The sequence below is a fragment of the Lactobacillus sp. MRS-253-APC-2B genome (assembly GCF_012843675.1).
GTDB lineage: Bacteria > Bacillota > Bacilli > Lactobacillales > Lactobacillaceae > Limosilactobacillus > Limosilactobacillus pulli.
The window spans coordinates 1-17,198 of the sequence record NZ_JABAFO010000024.1; the positions used below are offsets into that span (position 1 = coordinate 1).

General features: G+C 45.9%; 18 protein-coding genes. 3 read left to right on the plus strand and 15 right to left on the minus strand.

Annotated features, from left to right (window positions below; translation table 11 throughout):
* The coding region (locus HF864_RS08635) for an IS607 family transposase (RefSeq protein ID WP_169462579.1) at positions 1–458 on the minus strand (458 nt) is incomplete at its 3' end.
* 260 nt (positions 459–718) lie between these two features.
* On the opposite strand from HF864_RS08635, the gene HF864_RS08640 reads away from it, so the two are divergent.
* Positions 719–1,171: a Fur family transcriptional regulator gene (locus HF864_RS08640; protein ID WP_169462580.1), complete on the plus strand. Its 453-nt coding sequence runs from the start codon at positions 719–721 to the stop codon at positions 1,169–1,171.
* A gap of 331 nt (positions 1,172–1,502) precedes the next feature.
* On the opposite strand, the gene HF864_RS08645 is transcribed toward HF864_RS08640, so the two are convergent.
* From HF864_RS08645 to HF864_RS08660, 4 genes are all read right to left on the minus strand, one after another.
* A complete protein-coding gene (locus HF864_RS08645) occupies positions 1,503–2,060 on the minus strand; it encodes a DNA-binding protein (RefSeq protein WP_169462581.1) in 558 nt (185 codons plus the stop codon).
* Between the two features lie 2 nt (positions 2,061–2,062).
* A complete protein-coding gene (locus HF864_RS08650; protein ID WP_169462582.1) occupies positions 2,063–2,290 on the minus strand; it encodes a heavy-metal-associated domain-containing protein in 228 nt (75 codons plus the stop codon).
* 70 nt (positions 2,291–2,360) lie between these two features.
* Positions 2,361–4,178, minus strand: coding sequence for a cation-translocating P-type ATPase (locus HF864_RS08655; protein ID WP_169462583.1), 1,818 nt, complete (start codon positions 4,176–4,178; stop codon positions 2,361–2,363).
* Positions 4,179–4,539: 361 nt separating this feature from the next.
* The gene (locus tag HF864_RS08660; protein ID WP_048345271.1) at positions 4,540–5,907 is read right to left on the minus strand and encodes an amino acid permease; all 1,368 of its coding nucleotides are present in this window, start codon (positions 5,905–5,907) and stop codon (positions 4,540–4,542) included.
* 123 nt (positions 5,908–6,030) lie between these two features.
* Between HF864_RS08660 and HF864_RS08665 the strand changes: the two genes are divergently transcribed.
* Positions 6,031–6,567: a VanZ family protein gene (locus HF864_RS08665; RefSeq protein WP_169462584.1), complete on the plus strand. Its 537-nt coding sequence runs from the start codon at positions 6,031–6,033 to the stop codon at positions 6,565–6,567.
* Between the two features lie 14 nt (positions 6,568–6,581).
* A complete protein-coding gene (locus HF864_RS08670) occupies positions 6,582–6,749 on the plus strand; it encodes a hypothetical protein (RefSeq protein ID WP_006500145.1) in 168 nt (55 codons plus the stop codon).
* 72 nt (positions 6,750–6,821) lie between these two features.
* Here HF864_RS08670 and HF864_RS08675 read toward each other — a convergent pair whose 3' ends face one another.
* The 10 genes from HF864_RS08675 to HF864_RS08720 form a co-directional block, all read right to left on the minus strand.
* Positions 6,822–8,165 (minus strand): M20 family metallopeptidase, encoded by a 1,344-nt coding sequence (locus tag HF864_RS08675; protein ID WP_169462585.1) that lies wholly within the window; start codon positions 8,163–8,165, stop codon positions 6,822–6,824.
* Positions 8,166–8,194: 29 nt separating this feature from the next.
* Complete coding sequence (locus HF864_RS08680; protein ID WP_205882346.1) at positions 8,195–9,673, minus strand: YfcC family protein; 1,479 nt, start codon at positions 9,671–9,673, stop codon at positions 8,195–8,197.
* A 200-nt stretch (positions 9,674–9,873) separates the two neighbouring features.
* Positions 9,874–10,311: an Hsp20/alpha crystallin family protein gene (locus HF864_RS08685; protein WP_034539094.1), complete on the minus strand. Its 438-nt coding sequence runs from the start codon at positions 10,309–10,311 to the stop codon at positions 9,874–9,876.
* A 381-nt stretch (positions 10,312–10,692) separates the two neighbouring features.
* Entirely contained in the window at positions 10,693–11,853 is a 1,161-nt protein-coding gene (locus HF864_RS08690) for an acetylornithine transaminase (RefSeq protein ID WP_169462587.1), read from the minus strand.
* A 4-nt stretch (positions 11,854–11,857) separates the two neighbouring features.
* Positions 11,858–12,595, minus strand: coding sequence for an acetylglutamate kinase (argB, locus tag HF864_RS08695; protein ID WP_169462588.1), 738 nt, complete (start codon positions 12,593–12,595; stop codon positions 11,858–11,860).
* Positions 12,596–12,604: 9 nt separating this feature from the next.
* Positions 12,605–13,831 (minus strand): bifunctional glutamate N-acetyltransferase/amino-acid acetyltransferase ArgJ, encoded by a 1,227-nt coding sequence (gene argJ / locus HF864_RS08700; RefSeq protein ID WP_205882345.1) that lies wholly within the window; start codon positions 13,829–13,831, stop codon positions 12,605–12,607.
* 18 nt (positions 13,832–13,849) lie between these two features.
* Positions 13,850–14,881, minus strand: a complete 1,032-nt coding sequence (gene argC, locus HF864_RS08705) for an N-acetyl-gamma-glutamyl-phosphate reductase (protein ID WP_169462589.1) — start codon at positions 14,879–14,881, stop codon at positions 13,850–13,852.
* 343 nt (positions 14,882–15,224) lie between these two features.
* A complete protein-coding gene (locus HF864_RS08710) occupies positions 15,225–16,034 on the minus strand; it encodes a Cof-type HAD-IIB family hydrolase (protein ID WP_169462590.1) in 810 nt (269 codons plus the stop codon).
* A gap of 95 nt (positions 16,035–16,129) precedes the next feature.
* Positions 16,130–16,444 carry a hypothetical protein gene (locus HF864_RS08715; protein ID WP_169462591.1) on the minus strand — a complete coding sequence of 105 codons (315 nt, stop codon included), beginning with the start codon at positions 16,442–16,444 and terminating at the stop codon, positions 16,130–16,132.
* 87 nt (positions 16,445–16,531) lie between these two features.
* Complete coding sequence (locus HF864_RS08720; RefSeq protein ID WP_169462592.1) at positions 16,532–16,732, minus strand: hypothetical protein; 201 nt, start codon at positions 16,730–16,732, stop codon at positions 16,532–16,534.
* Positions 16,733–17,198 lie beyond the last annotated feature (466 nt).

Sequence of the window (17,198 nt, forward strand, 5' to 3'; positions counted from 1 at the left end):
ATCTCGCTTCCATGGCGCTTGCAGAAATTAGCAAACCAATCAAAACCAAACCGCACAAAACGATCTTTGTATGTGACATAAATTTTGTCAATCTTGCGGTCTTCAACGTCCTGCAGAAGCTGGTTCCACTTAAGCCGATTGTAGTTTAACCCGCTGCCAATGTCGCTTAGATGCTCATCCACAATAACGCCTTTGGCATTGCAGTACTCGATCAGAAATTCTTCTTGATCTTTTAAGTCATGCTTTTGCCCAGCTGATGACACACGGGCATAAATGACATTTTTTCTGCCATCATTAGTAACGCCCAGATACTTGTTCAATTGTTCTTGGGTGTAGTAGCGCCGATTAGCTGCATTTCTGTATGACTTCAGCCGTCCTTCACGATCCCAACGCTGTAAAGTAGAAACCGATACTCCAAGGATTTCAGCCGCCTCGCCAGCCTTATATTTTTTATCCAAAAATAGACTCACCTCGCTTTATTGAGATGAGTCTATTTTAACATGGTTTACACACTAGTAAATACTTTTGTGCACTTTAAGCATAATCTCTATTACTAGTCTTTAGCTCTTAGCGATGCAGATTGTTTTTATTTTTATCAATTTAGAATTATTATTATCTAAAAAGAAACATTTAATTTCCTAATGCATTATCTGCCTTGGCAATGCTATAATTATGACTTGTCGAATCAATCGTCTATGAAAGGAGTATGATCGTTGCAATGGCAAATTCAGAATATGAACACGCACTGCAGCATCTGCGTGAAAAACATGTTCGTCTGACCCCGCAGCGCAAACTGATTCTGCGCTATTTGATCGATCACCATACGCACCCTAGCGTCGAGATGATTTACGCTGATCTAAAAAAAGAAGCCGACAATATCAGCATGGCAACGATCTACAACACCATCAATCTGCTGGTTGAAGATCAATTGGTCATTGAATTGAAGAATGGTGATGGCAGCTCCCATTACGACTATTTTGGTCATCCCCACTATCACGTTGTCTGTGATAACTGCGGCTTAATTCAAGACGTTTTTGATGATCACTTTGCTGAATTAACCAAAGATCTGCAGCAGATCACTCGTCAGAAAACCAATTTTTTGGTGAGTCAAAGCGATATTGAAGTCCATGGCATCTGTCCAGCCTGCCAAAAGAAACTGGGCCTGGCATAGGCTAAACAGCTGAAAAAACGACTTTCTACTTAACTAAAAATATGGCGTCATCTCAGACTTTTGAGTTTGAAATGACGCCATCTGTATTTTTCAGCAACTTTTTACGATTATATTTAAAGCGAGCACGTTGACAAATCATCCCAGTCGCTAAGTAAAAATCAGCTTTAGAATAATTCAAACGTAATTGTAATGCTAACTTGCGACCGACAATACCTACATAATAAAACCCGGATGATCCACCATTGCTTAGCGAATCATCCGGGTTTTCATATTGAGAGGAAAAGTTTTTAGTTTCGTCCAGTTGTTCCTGCTTTTTTATAAATCAGACATTTTATTCTGCATCATCGCCATCATCTTCTGCAGCTGATGGCAGGCCCTCGGTTGGTTCGTGGCCCAAGAAGCTTTGTGTCAACCTGATCTGTTCCTTAATCCAGGCATACAGCTCTTTCATCAGTTGATTCTGCGCCTCATGCCCTTCTTTTTCGGTCAGCTTAATGGCCCGTGTAATAAACAATAGCTGCATATCAAAATCTTTAACCAGCTCAAACAGCTGATCTTTACCATCAGCATACTTAGTAGCACCATTTTCGGTCAGCATGCTGTACTTAAGCAGTTCCTCGCTGGTCGTTGGCACCAAATCTGCTTCGGCATGCAAGGCACGATTGATATCATCCCAAAAAGCCAGTTCTTTTTGAATCCAGGCCCGCCCATACTGATCTAAAAACAGTGCGGCTGGCCCTTTGGCAAATAAAGCTGCCTGCTCAATCTTTAAAGCATGCACTGCCAGGTTGGCGGTAATGTGACCGATCATGGCACCAGCAGTTGGAACATGGTGCTCATGGTCGCTGCGTTCTTGTTCTTTTGCATAACTGATTTCAATTTCACTCATGGTTAAACCTCCTTAACGATGATCTTTTCGACTTGATAGCCAAGCTGGCTGACAACATCGCCCAATGCTTCTGGTGCAAGTTGGCTTTCATCAACTTCAGCCTTGACCTTGCCGGCATTAAACATTACCACGGCATTGGATACGCCAGGCTGTTGGCTGACGGCTTTTTGAATCTTGCTCATGCATGACGGACAAGACAGATCATTGAGTTTCAACGTTACTTTTTTCATGATTCATTTCCCCTTTGCTTATTTATGAATATAGCTTAGTCGATTTACTCTAATAAATAATTGATTACGGTCAATTACGACGAATTAATCGCATACCATTTAAGATGACGATCAAAATACTCAATTCATGAACCAGCATCCCTGACGCCATGTAGATGTAGCCGGTAAACAGACCGATGAACAACAGTAATACCGTCAAAAGTGCAATTGCAATGTTTTCATACATGTTGTGCATCGTCTTTTGCGCATGACGAACGGCAATCGGTAATTGAGCCGGACTGGAGTTGACCAGGATAATATCGGCCACGTCAATGGCGGCTTCGGTACCACTGCCCATGGCAATCCCTAGATCAGCCACGCTTAATGCCGGACTGTCATTGATTCCGTCCCCTACAAAAGCCACTTGATGGCCATCTGATTGCAGCTGTTTGATGACTGCTACCTTGTCGACTGGCAAAAGATCACCACGTACTTCATTAAAGTTCAGGTCGGCCACCATGTTTTCAGTAGCTGCCTGGTTATCGCCAGAAAGCAGGATGAGGCGATAGTCCTTGATTTTTCTCAGATTGTCCAATGCTGCTTTGGCCCCAGGACGCAGTTGATCACTGACCTCCAGTACCAGCCGCAGCTCGTGATCAACAGCCAGCAAAACGTGTGAGCTGGTCTTTGAAAGCTGATCGGTGGTCGTTTCGATTCCGGCTTCGTTTAACAATCTTTCATTACCAACCAAAACCGAGTGCTGGTTAACGACAGCCTGAATGCCGCGCCCATCAATAATCTGGCTGTCGCTAACCGGGTAGACGTCATCTTTTTGCCAGTAGTCCAAAATGGCTTTGGCCAACGGATGATTGGACTCATGCTCAATGCTGGCCAGGATCTTTAGATTTTCATTCTGATCGCCATTGACATTGACAACCTTTCCCACACTCGGCTGGCCCGTCGTCAGCGTACCGGTCTTGTCAAAAACAAACGTATCAATCTTGGTTAACTCATCCAATGCAGCACTACCCTTGGCAATCATGCCTCGTTTGGCTGCACTGCCGATGCCGGCAACCGTCGAGATTGGCACCCCGATTACCAGAGCACCTGGGCAGCCAAGGACCAGAATGGTAATTGCCAAGCGTAAGTCTTTGGTAATCAGGCCTACGATAATTGACAACAGTAATACCAATGGCGTGTAGTATTGTGAAAAGCGGTCAATAAAACGCTGGGTCTTAGTTTGACTATCTTGAGCCTCTTCAACCAATTCAATCAGCCGACCAAATGTGGTATCTTCGCCCACCTTTTCGGCTTGTACAACCAACGTTCCGCTGGAAAGAATCGTGCCGGCAAATACACTGCTACCGATTTCTTTGTGGCTGGGTTTGGATTCGCCGGTAATGCTGGCTTGATCAACATGACCATTGCCAGCGACGACTTGGCCATCGACTGGAATCTGCGAACCAGTTTTAACCAATAGATAATCGCCTTTTTCAATCTCGTCAATGTCAACTTCTTCAAACGAACGATCACTGGGACTTTCAATCTTCAGTGCCGTCTTGGGTGCCATATCAACCAGATCTTGAATCGACTTGCGGGTTTTTTTAAGCGTAATCTCTTCCAACAAATCCCCAACCGAAAACAGCCAGACCACGATGCCGGCCTCACTGTATTCACCAATTGCCAGGGCACTGATTACGGCAATTGAAACCAAAAGCTCAATTGAGATAATTTTGAATTTCAAGGCCCCGACTGCTCGAAAGACCAGTGGCAGGCCACCGATAATGGCAATTGCGATCATCGAGACATCAAATAGCCAGATCAGATTGGTGAAGCGACCAATGTAGGCAATAATCAGCAAAGCCGTCATTAAAACGACGCTTTCTTTTTTATGCTTGGCAAAAAACATGATTTTTTCTCCTCTCCAAATGTTTAATCACAGTTTAAGGAGATTTTGCCGTTTGTTAATTGACAGCTATCAAGTTTGCTAAAAATATCTAAAGATTTAAGCAGACAATGAGCCAACCCCGATTAAACAGCGTATTATGTTGATAATTTCAAATATGGAGAGATGAAAATGGAAAAAGAATACTGCAAGGCTGGTATGACCTGCCAAAAAGGCTGTCCTTGTGCCAGTGCAGATGGCATCTGTCACTGCGATATGCTGGATGAGAAACGCTGCTATTGCAACAGTCACTGCTAAAGCCAACGTGATTAAACTTAAGAAGAAAAAAAGAAACTTCCCGACCAAAAATCGAGAAGTTTTTTAGTTAGTTATATTTATATTCTTTAAACGTCATAGACAGAACCGTCATGAATGCCAGCCAAACTACCGCGATAATCAAAGCAATCCGCGTGTCGGCACTGAACATCAAGATCACGCCCACGGCAAACAGGAAAATCAAGACCATCCAGTCAGTTACTGGTGTCCCTGGCATCTTAAAGCTACTGCCTTCTGGGTGCAATTTACGATAGCGCAGGTGAGCTGCAACAATCGTTCCCCAGATAAACAGGAAGCTGGTCGTCGCCACACTGGATACCAACGTAAATACTTCAGAAGGAATCAGGTAGTTCAACAGCGAAGACAGCCCCATCAAAAGTGCTGAAATAACGATCGCCGTAGCAGGAACCGAATTCTTGGAAATGCGGCTGATCTTGCGAATCGAAGGTCGCCGCGACGTTGCAGTCAGCTCGGCTAGCATCCGGCCTGTCGTGTACAAGGCACTGTTACAAGACGAAGCCGCTGCCGTCAGGACCACGAAGTTGATGATCGAGGCTGCTGAAGAAATGCCAATATCCTTAAAGACCATAACAAACGGACTTGCATTGGGGTTCAGGCGATTCCATGGATAGATGCTCATAATCACAAACAAAGCGCCAATGTAGAATAATAGAATCCGAACCGGAATGTCGTTAATGGCCTTAGGAATGACCTTGCGGGGATTAGCCGTTTCGGCAGCCGTCATCCCAACCATTTCAATCCCGGCAAACGAGAAGATGACCATTTGAAAAGACTTCAAAAAGCCATCCAGACCAGTAGCGAAAAATCCGCCATGCGATACCAGGTTGCTTGGCGAGGTAACAATGCCGTTGGGGCTTTTGAAGCGCACCAGCATCATCCCGACCCCGATTACGATCAGCAGCAGGATCGCAAAAATCTTAATCAGTGCAAACCAAGATTCAACCTCACCAAATGCACCAACCGTAATCAAGTTGACACACAAGAGCACAGCCAGTGTAATCAAGCCGGGCACCCATTGTGGACAATTTGGCAGCCATAATTGAACGTACATGCCGATTGCCGTAATCTCGGCCATGGCAATTGCGACCCAACACAGCCAGTACGTCCAGCCGGTGATAAATGAGACCCGTGATCCCAGATAATCTCGAATCGCATCAACAAAAGAATTATAATGCAGGTCGGCCAGCAAGAGCTCGCCCAGCGCCCGCATCAACAAGAAGCACATGATCCCCGTAATCAGATATGCCAGCAGAATGGAAGGACCAGCAGCGTGAATGGATTTCCCAGAACCCAAGAACAGTCCCGTACCGATCGCACCACCAAGAGCAATCAGCTGTACGTGACGATCCTTTAAGCCCCGTGACAGCGTTTGCTGATCCGGTTGCTTTTCCGCCATATTTAATTTCCTCCTTCTCTTAACCTGCCCAGCATTTTTTGCTAGACTGGAGGGTAAAACCTAGAATCTTTATTGTACCACGTTTTTAAATTTTAGTTAGAGTTATTGGGGAGATTTTTAATTTTGCGTTCTTGGATTCCATTTATAATACTATTAATCATCTGGGGCACCATGCTTAATCAGACCTTGCGTCTACCGCTCCATGGCTGGCAATGGTTTACGATGTTGAGTGCCTTAATCTATACTTTGGCAATCGCCTATCTCTGCTTTACGCCAACCCAGTATAACTGGGGCGGTCCGCATAAGATTTTTTATCACGTCTTAGGTGTTCCCTGCAACATCATTCCGTTTCAAGCCTTGTCGCCTGATTTTTTCTTAAATATCGTCATGACGGTTCCAGCAGGCATCTATTGGTATCTGCTGAGTGATCGGCATGATTGCAAATTTGTACTGCTGTTTGGCATCTTGCTGGGAATCTCAATTGAAACCACGCAATTTTTATGCGATCTTCTTTTTCATGTTGAACGCTTTGTCGATATTGATGACGTCATTACTAATACCGCGGGCGTTTTAGTTGGCTTTTATACCATGGTCATTTTAAAAACGACGGTTCTGGCTGGCTGGATTTCGCAGCTGACGATAAAATTTGTTAAACTGTAATTGAGGTGAATAATATGATCAGCAATGAACAACGCGCACATGATATTGCCATTGCACTTTTACAGGCAAACGGCAAGGACCGCAAGCCAATTGAGGCCTATCATGAATACATCAACACTTTATTGCCAATCTTAAAGGAAATCGATAAGGACTTTCCCAATGGCATTAAAGAACACATCTAAAGCAGACCCGATTTTCAAAAAAGCAGCCGCGAGCATAGACTCGTGACTGCTTTTTAATTTATTTAAAATCCTTTAGTCTACGCACAAACGCTTGACGGCTTCAGCAAAGATGTCCATGGCCTTGAACATATCCTTGAGCGGCCACTGCTCATTGGCTTGATGCATAAAGTCAGGCGTGGTCGGCAGCATCGCCCCAAAGGCCACGCAGTTATGCATCGTCCGCGCAAAGGTTGCCCCGCCGCTGACTTGCGGCTGAGACTTAGTGTCGCCGGTTTGATCTTGATAAACCGCCATCAGTGTCTTAACCAGCTCAGTGTCTTTCGGAACGTACAGCGGTGCCACATAGTCAAAATGCTCGTATTTCAAATCATATTTGGCAACGTTTTGACTTAATTTTTCCAGCAGCGCATCCCGATCAATCGTCACCGGAATTCGCAGATCAATCTGCATCCGCGTTTCTTTTGGCGTGATCTTCAGACTTGAGATGTTAAACGTCAAGTGTCCTGATGCCTCGTCTTTGACATCACCCAACAGATTGGTTCCCGTGGCATCTTCTTTAAAGCACTGACCAATAAAGTCCAATGGTCCAAAGCCTTTAAAAACGTCATCCAAGGCAATGGCTAACCTTAAGACCGCGTTCACGCCTTGAGGAGCCAGCATGGCATGAATAGCTCGTCCCTCAACGACTAATTTGCCATCTTCCTCATGATATTTAAACCCATGTTTTTCAAGTGCCGCCTTGACCTCGCTTTGTTTTGGTCCGGCATATTCAGCACGATCCGGTACTGCATTAAACGCACTGCCGGTATCTACGAGCAACTGCTCGCTGCCGGGACCAACCAGATACGACTGCTGCAGCCCTTTTTCAGCATAAGTAACCGGAAATTCAGCGTCTGGCGAAAATCCCAAATCAATTGGCGCTTCTTTTTGGTTGTACTTGGCAATCCCGCGCCACAGCGTTTCTTCATCGGTACCAAAGATAAAGCGGATTTTTTTATTAAACTGCAAGCCGCGATTCTCCAGTGCCTTAACCGCAAACAAAGCCGCAATGACGGGACCTTTGTCATCTTGTACGCCGCGCCCATAGACCACATCGCCAAAAGTCTCGCCACAATACGGATCATGTTCCCAAGTGCTTAAATCGCCAGCCGGTACCGTGTCAACATGACCAATGATGCCAAACGTCTCGCTGCCAGTGCCAGTTTCGGCATAGCCATAGTAGCCATCCGGATCTTCATAGGTCTGATAGCCCAGTTCGTCACAGATTTTCATCAATTCATCCAAGGCCGCCTTGATCTTGGGTCCAAATGGTGCGCCCGGTGCCGGAGTCTCATTATAAGAGGGCTTGGCTACCAGCCGCTTTAAGGCCTTTAAAGCTGCCTTGCGCTCTTGTTCTTGAACCAATTCTGCTGCCATATTAATTCCCCCTGATATGATCAAAAAATCTAAAGTACCGCGGCAACACCTAAGAAGACGCAGGTAACCAGGAACAGGATCACCATGAACTTGGCCATCCACTTCCACCAGACGCTGATGTTGACGTGCGCGATTGCCAATGCCCCCATCACGATGCCGGAAGTTGGCGTAATCAGGTTAATCCAGCCAGAAGCTGCTTGGTAAGCCGTAATAACCAGACTGCCGGAAACATGACAAAAGTGTCCCAGTGGCCCCATAATGCCCATCGTAGCGGCAGCCAAACCAGAAGTTGATGGAATCAGGAATGACATTGGAATGTAGAAAATGTAGGTCAAAATGATGAAGGCACTGCGCGACAGGCCGCCCAGTCCAACTTCGCCCCAGTGCAAAACAGTTGCCGTGATCATACCATTGTTCATGATAACCTGAATCCCACGTGCAACGGCCACAATAATCGCAACGCTGAGCAAGTCGCCCATTCCCTTTAAGAAGGCGTCGATAAATTCGCTTTCTTTCATATGTGCGACAAACATGATTACCACTGACATGAAGATAAACAGCAGCGTAATTTCGTTAAAGTACCAAGTCCCTAAGGCTGGGATGTCTTTACCGATCAAAACGCCCAAGAACGGAATGCCATGCAGCCAGTTGGTAAACGTATCAAAGGCCGTCCAATGCTTGTTCAGATCAGTCCATGGCACCAGCCCCATGATCATAATTACAAACGTGATCCCAAACAGCCACAGCACGCGTTTTTGCACCTTGGTTAATGGCTGCGTGTCCTGCGTTTTTTCGGAAATGTCAAACCGTTTTTCATCTTCAGACCGCTGCGCGTAGACTAATGATTTGGTTGGATCTTTTTTGACCTGGTCAGCATAGTGCATCGTGTACCAGATACCAAGTGCCGTGACGATTACCAGCAGGATCAGCCGTGGAATCAAACCTTCACCTGGCGAGATCTTCAGCGTTGCCGAGGCAACCCCAGTGGCAAATGGGTTGACCGTTGATGCTAGACAGCCCAGCTGCGTGCCGACCAAAGCCACGGCCACCGCGACGATCGAGTCAAAGCCGCAACCGATCATCACTGGAATCAGCAAGGGGTAAAAGGCCAGCGTTTCTTCACCCATGCCATAGGTTGTACCCCCCAAAGCAAATAGAATCATCAAAATTGGAATCAATGTCCGTTCGCGGCCCTCATAACGATGAACGACAGCCGAAATCCCATTGTTTAAAGCTCCAGTTTGGTTAACAACGCCTAAGAACCCACCGATTACCAAGATGAACAGCGCGATCTGAATCGCCCCTTCCGTCTTGCTGTCACCAATCATCCCGATGACCATTGCCATGAAGACATCCCAGATGCCTTGTGGGTGTGGCGAAACGGTATGGTAGGTATGAGCAATAATGTTGCCAGCTGAATCGGTAGCGTACTTACCGGCTGGAATAAACCAGGTTAAGACTGCCAAGACGACGATAATGAAAAATAAAATCGTAAACGCAGATGGCATCTTAAACCGGCGCTTTTTGGTTGGCTTTGCGTTTTCCAAAACGTCCCCTCCTTTAGTTATAAAGACAATAAAGTGATTATAGAATTGTTAAATTGTACAAATTAATTATAGCAAATTCGTGAAAGCATTTACATAGACAAAACAAAAAATGAGTAGCAATTTAAAACTGCTACTCATTTAAAGATTATTTGTCAATTAAATTATTCGATTTCAATGTGCGTGCCAGTACCGACTTCTGGTGCCAGCTTAGGCAGCGTCAGAACCAGAACCCCATCGCTATAGTGAGCAGATGCCTTCTTCAAGTCAACTTCCGGCAGACGGAATGAACGGCTCATTTGGCCATAGTTGCGTTCGCTGTGCAGAATGTTGCCATCCTTATCAGAAAGGTCGTCAAACGTGTCACGGCGACCCGTGATCGTCAGGATGTTGTTCTCATAATTGATGTGAATGTCCTTCTTGTCAAAGCCGGGCATGTCGACTTTAACGACGTAGTTCTTCTCGGTTTCCGCAATGTCAGTCTTCATATGATCTGCCTTAGCATTAAAGCCAGAGAAGAAATTGTCGTTTAACAGGTTGCGCATGCCAGCGCTCATTACGTCGTCAAACATGTTGTTATGACGTTGAATTTCATTAGCCATATCCAAAACTTCCTTTCCTATAATAACTCATATCATTTGTACACTTTCATCTTAGTTTGTATATTAAAAAATACAACCCTTCACTTTGCTAAATTCACTGCTCCTCAGCAAAATCAGTTTGACCTTTGCTGACCTTATCATTCAAACTCCTACTCTCGTAAGGGCTTTCATCGTTGGGACGATTGGCTTTAAACGTCCCAGCTAATAAAATATTTTTGTATCATATGATTTTTCTTTCATTCGATAAATCAGTATCATTCAAGATCAATCCACTAGATTCACTCAGAAAATCAATTTTCATCAAGCCAATTTGCTAAGCAGCACGCCATCATCCCCAACGACAAAAATCCGTCAAACCATTTTTGGCTTGGCGGATTTTATTTATGCGGTAGCGGTCGCCGATTCAACTGCATTCAGCGCCTTTTTGATCTCATCGACACCAGTCAGCAGCTCGTCTTGACTGGCAATCAATGGCGGCAACAAACGCAAGGTATTGTCACGAGCCGAAAGCGCCAGAACGTGCTGAGCATGCAACTGATCCAGTACCTGACCGACTGGTACCGATTGATCCAAGTGAATGCCAATCATCAGCCCCAAGCCACTGATTGATTTAACCATGTCCAGGTCTAACAGCTCATTTTCCATTGTCTGATGCATCACGGCAGCTTTTTGCCCAACTGCATTCAAGAAATCATTATCCAGCATTTTTAATACTTGCTGAGCGGCCGCCATTGCTAATGGATTACCGGCAAACGTTGAACCATGACTGCCGGGGCCAAAATATTGTCCAAGTTCTTTTTTGCCAACCATGGCCCCAACCGGAATTCCATTGGCCAGCCCTTTGGCAACCGTGTAAATGTCTGGATGCAGGCCAAACTGCTCAAAGGCAAACAATGAACCAGTCCGTCCCATCCCGGTCTGCACCTCGTCAATCAACAGCAAAGCTCCGACTGCATGGCATTTTTCTTCAACAGCCTTGAGCCACTTGGCATCCCCAGCAATTACGCCGCCTTCGCCCTGAACAACTTCTAAGATCACTCCAGCCAGATCCGGTTTGATCTCATCTAAAGCCGCGTAGTCGTTATATTTGGCAAAGCGTGCACCCGGCACCAGTGGCAAGAAGCCTTCCTTAATACCTTGATTGCCCGTAACCGTTAATGATCCCGCGGAACGGCCGTGAAATGAGTGGTCAAACGCCAGAAAATCCAGTCGCCCCGTTGCCTTGCGCGCCAGCTTCAAAGCTGCTTCGTTAGCTTCAGTCCCTGAATTGGCAAAGCTGACCAGCATGTCGGGTTCAACGCCTAATTTGGCCGCAACGCTTTCTTGCAGCGAGCTTTCATACAGATTGGACGTATGCCAAACCTGATGCAATTGCTGTTCGACGGCATCGTTGAGTTCCTTGACATTGTAGCCCAGCCCACAGACGCCAATGCCACTGGTTAAATCAAGATATTCATTACCTTTTTCGTCAAATAAATGCGTTCCCTGTCCTTTAACGATTTCAAATGGGAACCGGGTATAAGTTGGAAATAGATGATTCATATCGTTACTCCTTGGTAATAATCGTGCCGGGATTTTTTAGACAATTGGTGATAGCAACCTGCTCAACACCCGCGGCACAGGCAGCAAAGGCAGCCTTGATTTTTGGCTGCATCCCGCTTTTGATGATTTTTTCAGCAATTAATTTTTGTGAGATCGGCTTAGTGAGGTGCGCAATCAATTGATGATGGTTCAAGACGCCAGCCACGTCAGTCATCAAATAAAGTTTTTTGGCCCCCAGCAGACTGGCAGTGTCGGCTGCCGCTTGATCGGCATTGACATTGAGCCAGTTACCGTCTTTAGTAACGGCCAATGGTGCCAAAACCCCGATGTAGCTGTCCAAAAGCTTCAGCAAGGCTGACTGATTGACGCTAACGACTTTTCCCACTTGACCATAGACGCTTTGATCCAGATACTTGCCCACCAGCATCTGATTGTCCGCAGCATTTAGCCCAACGACTGGCAAGTGGTGTGCACTGAGTTTTTGTAAAAGCAATGGCTGAGCCTGTCCCAGCAAAACCAGCTTGGTCAACGCCAAGGTCTGCATATCGGTTATCCGCACGCCATCTTTTTTAACGACTGGGACCTGCAGTTGCTGGCAAAGCTTGGTAATCAAGGGGCCGCCGCCATGCAGCAGCAGAATCTTTTTCCCTTGGGCATGCCAGATGGCCAGCTGCTCAAAAAAATCCTCAGTCAACTCACTGATAGCCTGGCCGCCGATCTTAATAATGATCAGATCTTTCATTTAAGCCCCCTAGCTCCGGTACGAGGCATTGATCTGTACATATTTATAAGTCAGATCACATCCCCATGCCTGTCCCTTGCCAAAGCCGTGGTGCAGATCAACGTCGATTTTGATCTGATCTTTAGCCAATTTTTGCCGCAACAGCCATTCGTCATATTCAACACCATGGCTGCTCAAGACAATATTGATGCCATTGAGCTTAATATCCACGCGATTGACGTCCAAGTCGGCATCTGTAGCCCCGATCGCTCCCATGATCCGGCCCCAGTTGGCATCTTGACCAAACAGAGCTGCCTTGACCAGATTAGAGCCTACGATTGCCTTGGCGACGTGCTGGGCATCCAAATCATTGGCCGCACCCTTGACGTTGGCTTCGACCAGCTTGGTTGCCCCTTCGCCATCCCGAGCAATTTCTTTGGCCAGGGCACTCAAAACTTGATGATAGGCCTGGGCAAAGACTGGATAATCGGGGTGATCTGGCGTTAAAGCTTCTTCATCTTTCATTGCCAGCCCATTAGCCATCGTAACGACCATATCGTTGGTAGAGTTGTCACCATCAACCGTAATTTGATTAAAAGTCGTGTCGACTTCTTCGCTAAGCAGATCTTGCAGGCAGGCCCCGCTGATCTTGGCATCCGTCGTTACAAAGCCCAGCATGGTGGCCATCTTAGGGTGAATCATTCCCGAGCCTTTGCAAAAGCCGGCCATTGTACATTGGTGGCCCGCAATCTCAAACGTAACGGCAATCGTTTTGGTATGCGTATCGGTAGTCAAAACGGCTTCGGTGACTTTAGCTGATTTGGTTTGCTTCAACTTGGCAATCCCAGCCTTGATCTTATCCATTGGCAGCATTTCACCGATCACGCCGGTTGAAGCCACCCCGATCAGATTTTGGCTGACCCCCAGTTTTTTAGCCATCAGCGCCTGTTCCTTCAAAGCATCCAGCTTACCTTGGGGACCTGTACAAGAATTAGCAATTGCACTGTTGACGATGATTCCCTGCAGCTGATGATCATGATTGATCGTTTCTTTCGTCAAGGCAGTTGGGGCCGCGCAGAATTGGTTGGTCGTATAAACCCCCGCGGCACTGGCCGGAACCTTGGAAAACAGCCAGCCCAGATCCGGTTTTTCGGCTTTAAGACCGGCATGCAGACCGTCACTGTAAAATCCCTTTGGCCAGGTAAAGGCGGTTTCGGTAATTGAGGCAATATTAGGTGTAGTTTGTGGTTCCATCATATTAAAGACATCCTTTCATTATGGCCAGCTGGGAATCATTGGCAGCCCCAGCGTCTCATCCAGTTCAAACATATGGTTCAGATTTTGGACTGCTTGACCGGCAGCCCCTTTCATCAAATTATCGATTACGGAAACGACCAGGATCGTGTGACTGTTTGGATCCAGTGCCCAACCCAGGTCGCAGAAATTGGAATGGCTGACTTCTTTGATGCTTGGCCAGCCGTTTTTGATCAAACGAACGAATCGTCGCTTGCCGTAGCATTCTTCAAAGGCTTTATCCAGCTGACTTTCATCAACGCCTGACAACGGTTTGGCATAAATCGAGGCCATGATGCCACGCGTAACGGGAATTAAAGTCGTTGTAAACTGCAATGCCTTGACGTTTTGATCCCAGACCTGCAGCTGCTGGATAATCTCCGGAATGTGCTGGTGCTGATTAACCTTGTATGGCTGCGAGTTTTCATTGATCCAGGCAAAATGCGAGCTGGTCGTCAATTTCTTGCCGGCACCGGAAAGCCCTGACTTGGCATCAACGATAATCGAATCCGGCTCAATCAAATGACTCTTGATAAGCGGCGCCAGTCCCAAAAGCGTAGCCGTCGCATAGCAACCGGGATTGGCAACGTAGCCTTTTTGAACGGCATTAAAATCAGCCAGTCCATATTGTGCTTGAGCCAGCTCAGCAGCCGGTGCCGCATCCTTGTGGTACCACTTTTCATAGGCAGCGGGATCTTTTAAGCGCATGTCACCGGAAAGATCAATTACCGGAAAGCCCGTTTCCAAGTAAGGATTGGCCAGCTTAGAAGTGACTCCGGCGGGCGTGGCAAAAAACACAACGTCATTTTCAGCCATGATTTTTCGGACATCATAAGGCTCAATCAAGATTCGTCGGTCACAGAAGGCCTCTACTTCGTCATTCAAAAAGCGCGACTTGGCAACATCTTTTTGATGACCGTACAAGTGAATGTTTTCAACAGCTGGGTGCTGGCTGAGCAGTTGGTACAAAACCGTGCCGCTATAGCCAGTCACTCCGATGATGGCTGCGTTCATAATCTGTGACCTCCTTGGTTGTAATTGCATAAATAATTAATAAAATCGTTGGTAGTAATATAACGCAGGAATTAAAATTCGACAACCTTTTCTTGATTATTTTCTAATATTCTTTGAATAATAATTATGTTTAGGCGGTTTAAGCGCTTTTATAACGGATGTATTTTTAATAAATAAACAACAAGTTTTCTAAGACCAAAAACTGTTCTCTATCGTTATATGTATAATATTCTGAAAATATACCATTGTATGCAAAAACAAAACGGGTTTGAGCACATTGATCAAACCCGTTTTTTCTTAATTAGTTACTGGATCATTTTCCGCCTTACTGACTGTCTGCCAACTATTGCCACTTAGCAATCGCTTCACCAACACCATTATGATTATTATCGGTCGTTATTTGATCAGCAAGCGCCTGTAGCTCAGGCACGGCATTGCCCATTGCGATCCCCACACCAGCCGTTTTGAGCATCCCCAAATCATTTTTTTCATCGCCAATAGCCATGACCTCAGCTGGTTTGATTCCTAATCGCTTGTCCAGCTGCTGTAATGCGTATTCCTTACTGGCCAAAGGATGCGTAAACTCTAGATGATCGATCTGACTGCGCAGTACCGTAAAGCGCTGCTTGAATTCCGCTGGCATGACTTTTTCCAATTGATCCAGCTTAGCCGGCTCATCTAAAACCATCCCCTTGACCGGTACCAGATCAGACAGCGTCTCCATTTTTGCTGCTGATTGCTGCTGCAACTCGATGCTGACTGTAGCGGCCTCTTTTAAGATAATCTCATTGACGTCTTCTGGCTCGACATACATGCAGTCCGGCGTCAACAGACTGAAGGCCGCCTTATTTTGATGGGCAAGCTCAAGCAGGTCCAAATAATCGTTAAACTGCAGCTGGTGGCTTAAAAGCGTTACTTGATTCGTTGTCTGAATCAGTGAGCCATTATAGCTGATCACGTACTGGTCTGCTTGCTGCCATAATCCCAGCTGTTTGAGATAATCGGTCACGCCACAAAGCGGCCGTCCAGTGCACAGCACGACTTTTTTGCCGGCTGCGGTTGCCTGCTTGACCGCTTGAATCGTTGCTGGCAGAATCTGTCCTTGATCATTAAGCAGCGTGCCATCAATATCAACTGCAATCAGTTTAATCATTACCAAATCCCCCTAAACATCGTAGTCGCGACCGCTCTTTACTGTTGGGCGCATGAGACATTTTTTGGCATTTGCGATCAACTTGCTTAGATCCGCTAATCATCATCTGATCTAAACAATCGCGACCATATACCTTGCTTTTTAGGCCGCTGTTCTTTTTGAGCCAACTGTTCCATAGCTTTGAGCATCATCTCATCATGCTTTTGCTGGCGCTCCGCCTGTTCAGCAGACTGCTGGGCCTGTGCTTTTAACAGTTGCGTTAATTGATCCTGCTGGTTTTCTTTTTGATGCAGCTGCTCATAGTAGCGACGAATCAACGGCTCACCGACAAAATGATCGAAACGGTCAATATCAAGCACCATACCGTTATCGTATTGATCAAGGGCCACGCCCAGCTCACGTGGAAACATATTATAGTAGTTATCTAGGGTCTGGTTGGTGTTTTCGTAGGTGCTGCCTTTAAGATTATTGAAGATGGCCTTTGAAACGCTGAATCGCTAGTTATCCCCCTCAGTAAACGCGACGTGTTCAAAGATAAAATACTTACTGTGAAATAAATGATCCTTGGTAAAATGCAGCTGCAGCGTTTCATCCGTGATTCGTCGCAGAAGTTTCTCGCTGGCATTCTTGAGTTCTTTTGCGCGCCGCGAAAGATCAAAAAACTGATTCAGATTCTGGCCCGTCTTTTGATCCTCCATTCCCAAGATCAGCTTAATCTGCTTAAAGCGCGGTAACAGCTCTTATTCAATAATCTTAACAAACCGACAAACGATACGCCGTTTAAGGTATCACAAGCCGTTGTCAGATCAAAGAATTCCGACTGTGTCAGCATGGTTTGTTTTGTAGGTCGTAGATGGTTAGCATAGTTTCCTCATTAATAATCGTTTTATTAGATTGTACCAAAACCAAGCAAAGTTGAGTTGATTTCATCTTAGCTGCTGGTATCTGGGGCGACTTCTAAAAGCTCCAACCTTCGATAAATTCGTCTAGGCATCAGTCTTCTCGCTACGAAAAAAAGCGACGCGCAAAATGCGGCCGCTTCTTTCGGTAAGGAAATATGTTTATTAATTGAGATCGTTTTTTGGGAAAGGCAGATTGTAAAATTTAAGTTGAACATTTAAGTGGACAGAAAAACCCATCAAGGTCTTTAATGGTGTTACCGTA

Bases quoted from the DNA above. Each gene is read 5' to 3' on its own strand.
- HF864_RS08690 (WP_169462587.1), bottom strand. From the start codon at position 11,853: ATGAATCATCTATTTCCAACTTATACCCGGTTCCCATTTGAAATCGTT.
- HF864_RS08680 (WP_205882346.1), bottom strand. From the start codon at position 9,673: ATGCCATCTGCGTTTACGATTTTATTTTTCATTATCGTCGTCTTGGCA.
- HF864_RS08640 (WP_169462580.1), top strand. From the start codon at position 719: ATGGCAAATTCAGAATATGAACACGCACTGCAGCATCTGCGTGAAAAA.
- HF864_RS08675 (WP_169462585.1), bottom strand. From the start codon at position 8,165: ATGGCAGCAGAATTGGTTCAAGAACAAGAGCGCAAGGCAGCTTTAAAG.
- HF864_RS08650 (WP_169462582.1), bottom strand. From the start codon at position 2,290: ATGAAAAAAGTAACGTTGAAACTCAATGATCTGTCTTGTCCGTCATGC.
- HF864_RS08720 (WP_169462592.1), bottom strand. From the start codon at position 16,732: ATGGAGGATCAAAAGACGGGCCAGAATCTGAATCAGTTTTTTGATCTT.
- HF864_RS08660 (WP_048345271.1), bottom strand. From the start codon at position 5,907: ATGGCGGAAAAGCAACCGGATCAGCAAACGCTGTCACGGGGCTTAAAG.
- HF864_RS08715 (WP_169462591.1), bottom strand. From the start codon at position 16,444: ATGTTTCCACGTGAGCTGGGCGTGGCCCTTGATCAATACGATAACGGT.
- argC (WP_169462589.1), bottom strand. From the start codon at position 14,881: ATGAACGCAGCCATCATCGGAGTGACTGGCTATAGCGGCACGGTTTTG.
- HF864_RS08685 (WP_034539094.1), bottom strand. From the start codon at position 10,311: ATGGCTAATGAAATTCAACGTCATAACAACATGTTTGACGACGTAATG.
- HF864_RS08670 (WP_006500145.1), top strand. From the start codon at position 6,582: ATGATCAGCAATGAACAACGCGCACATGATATTGCCATTGCACTTTTA.
- HF864_RS08645 (WP_169462581.1), bottom strand. From the start codon at position 2,060: ATGAGTGAAATTGAAATCAGTTATGCAAAAGAACAAGAACGCAGCGAC.
- argJ (WP_205882345.1), bottom strand. From the start codon at position 13,831: ATGATGGAACCACAAACTACACCTAATATTGCCTCAATTACCGAAACC.
- HF864_RS08710 (WP_169462590.1), bottom strand. From the start codon at position 16,034: ATGATTAAACTGATTGCAGTTGATATTGATGGCACGCTGCTTAATGAT.
- HF864_RS08655 (WP_169462583.1), bottom strand. From the start codon at position 4,178: ATGTTTTTTGCCAAGCATAAAAAAGAAAGCGTCGTTTTAATGACGGCT.
- argB (WP_169462588.1), bottom strand. From the start codon at position 12,595: ATGAAAGATCTGATCATTATTAAGATCGGCGGCCAGGCTATCAGTGAG.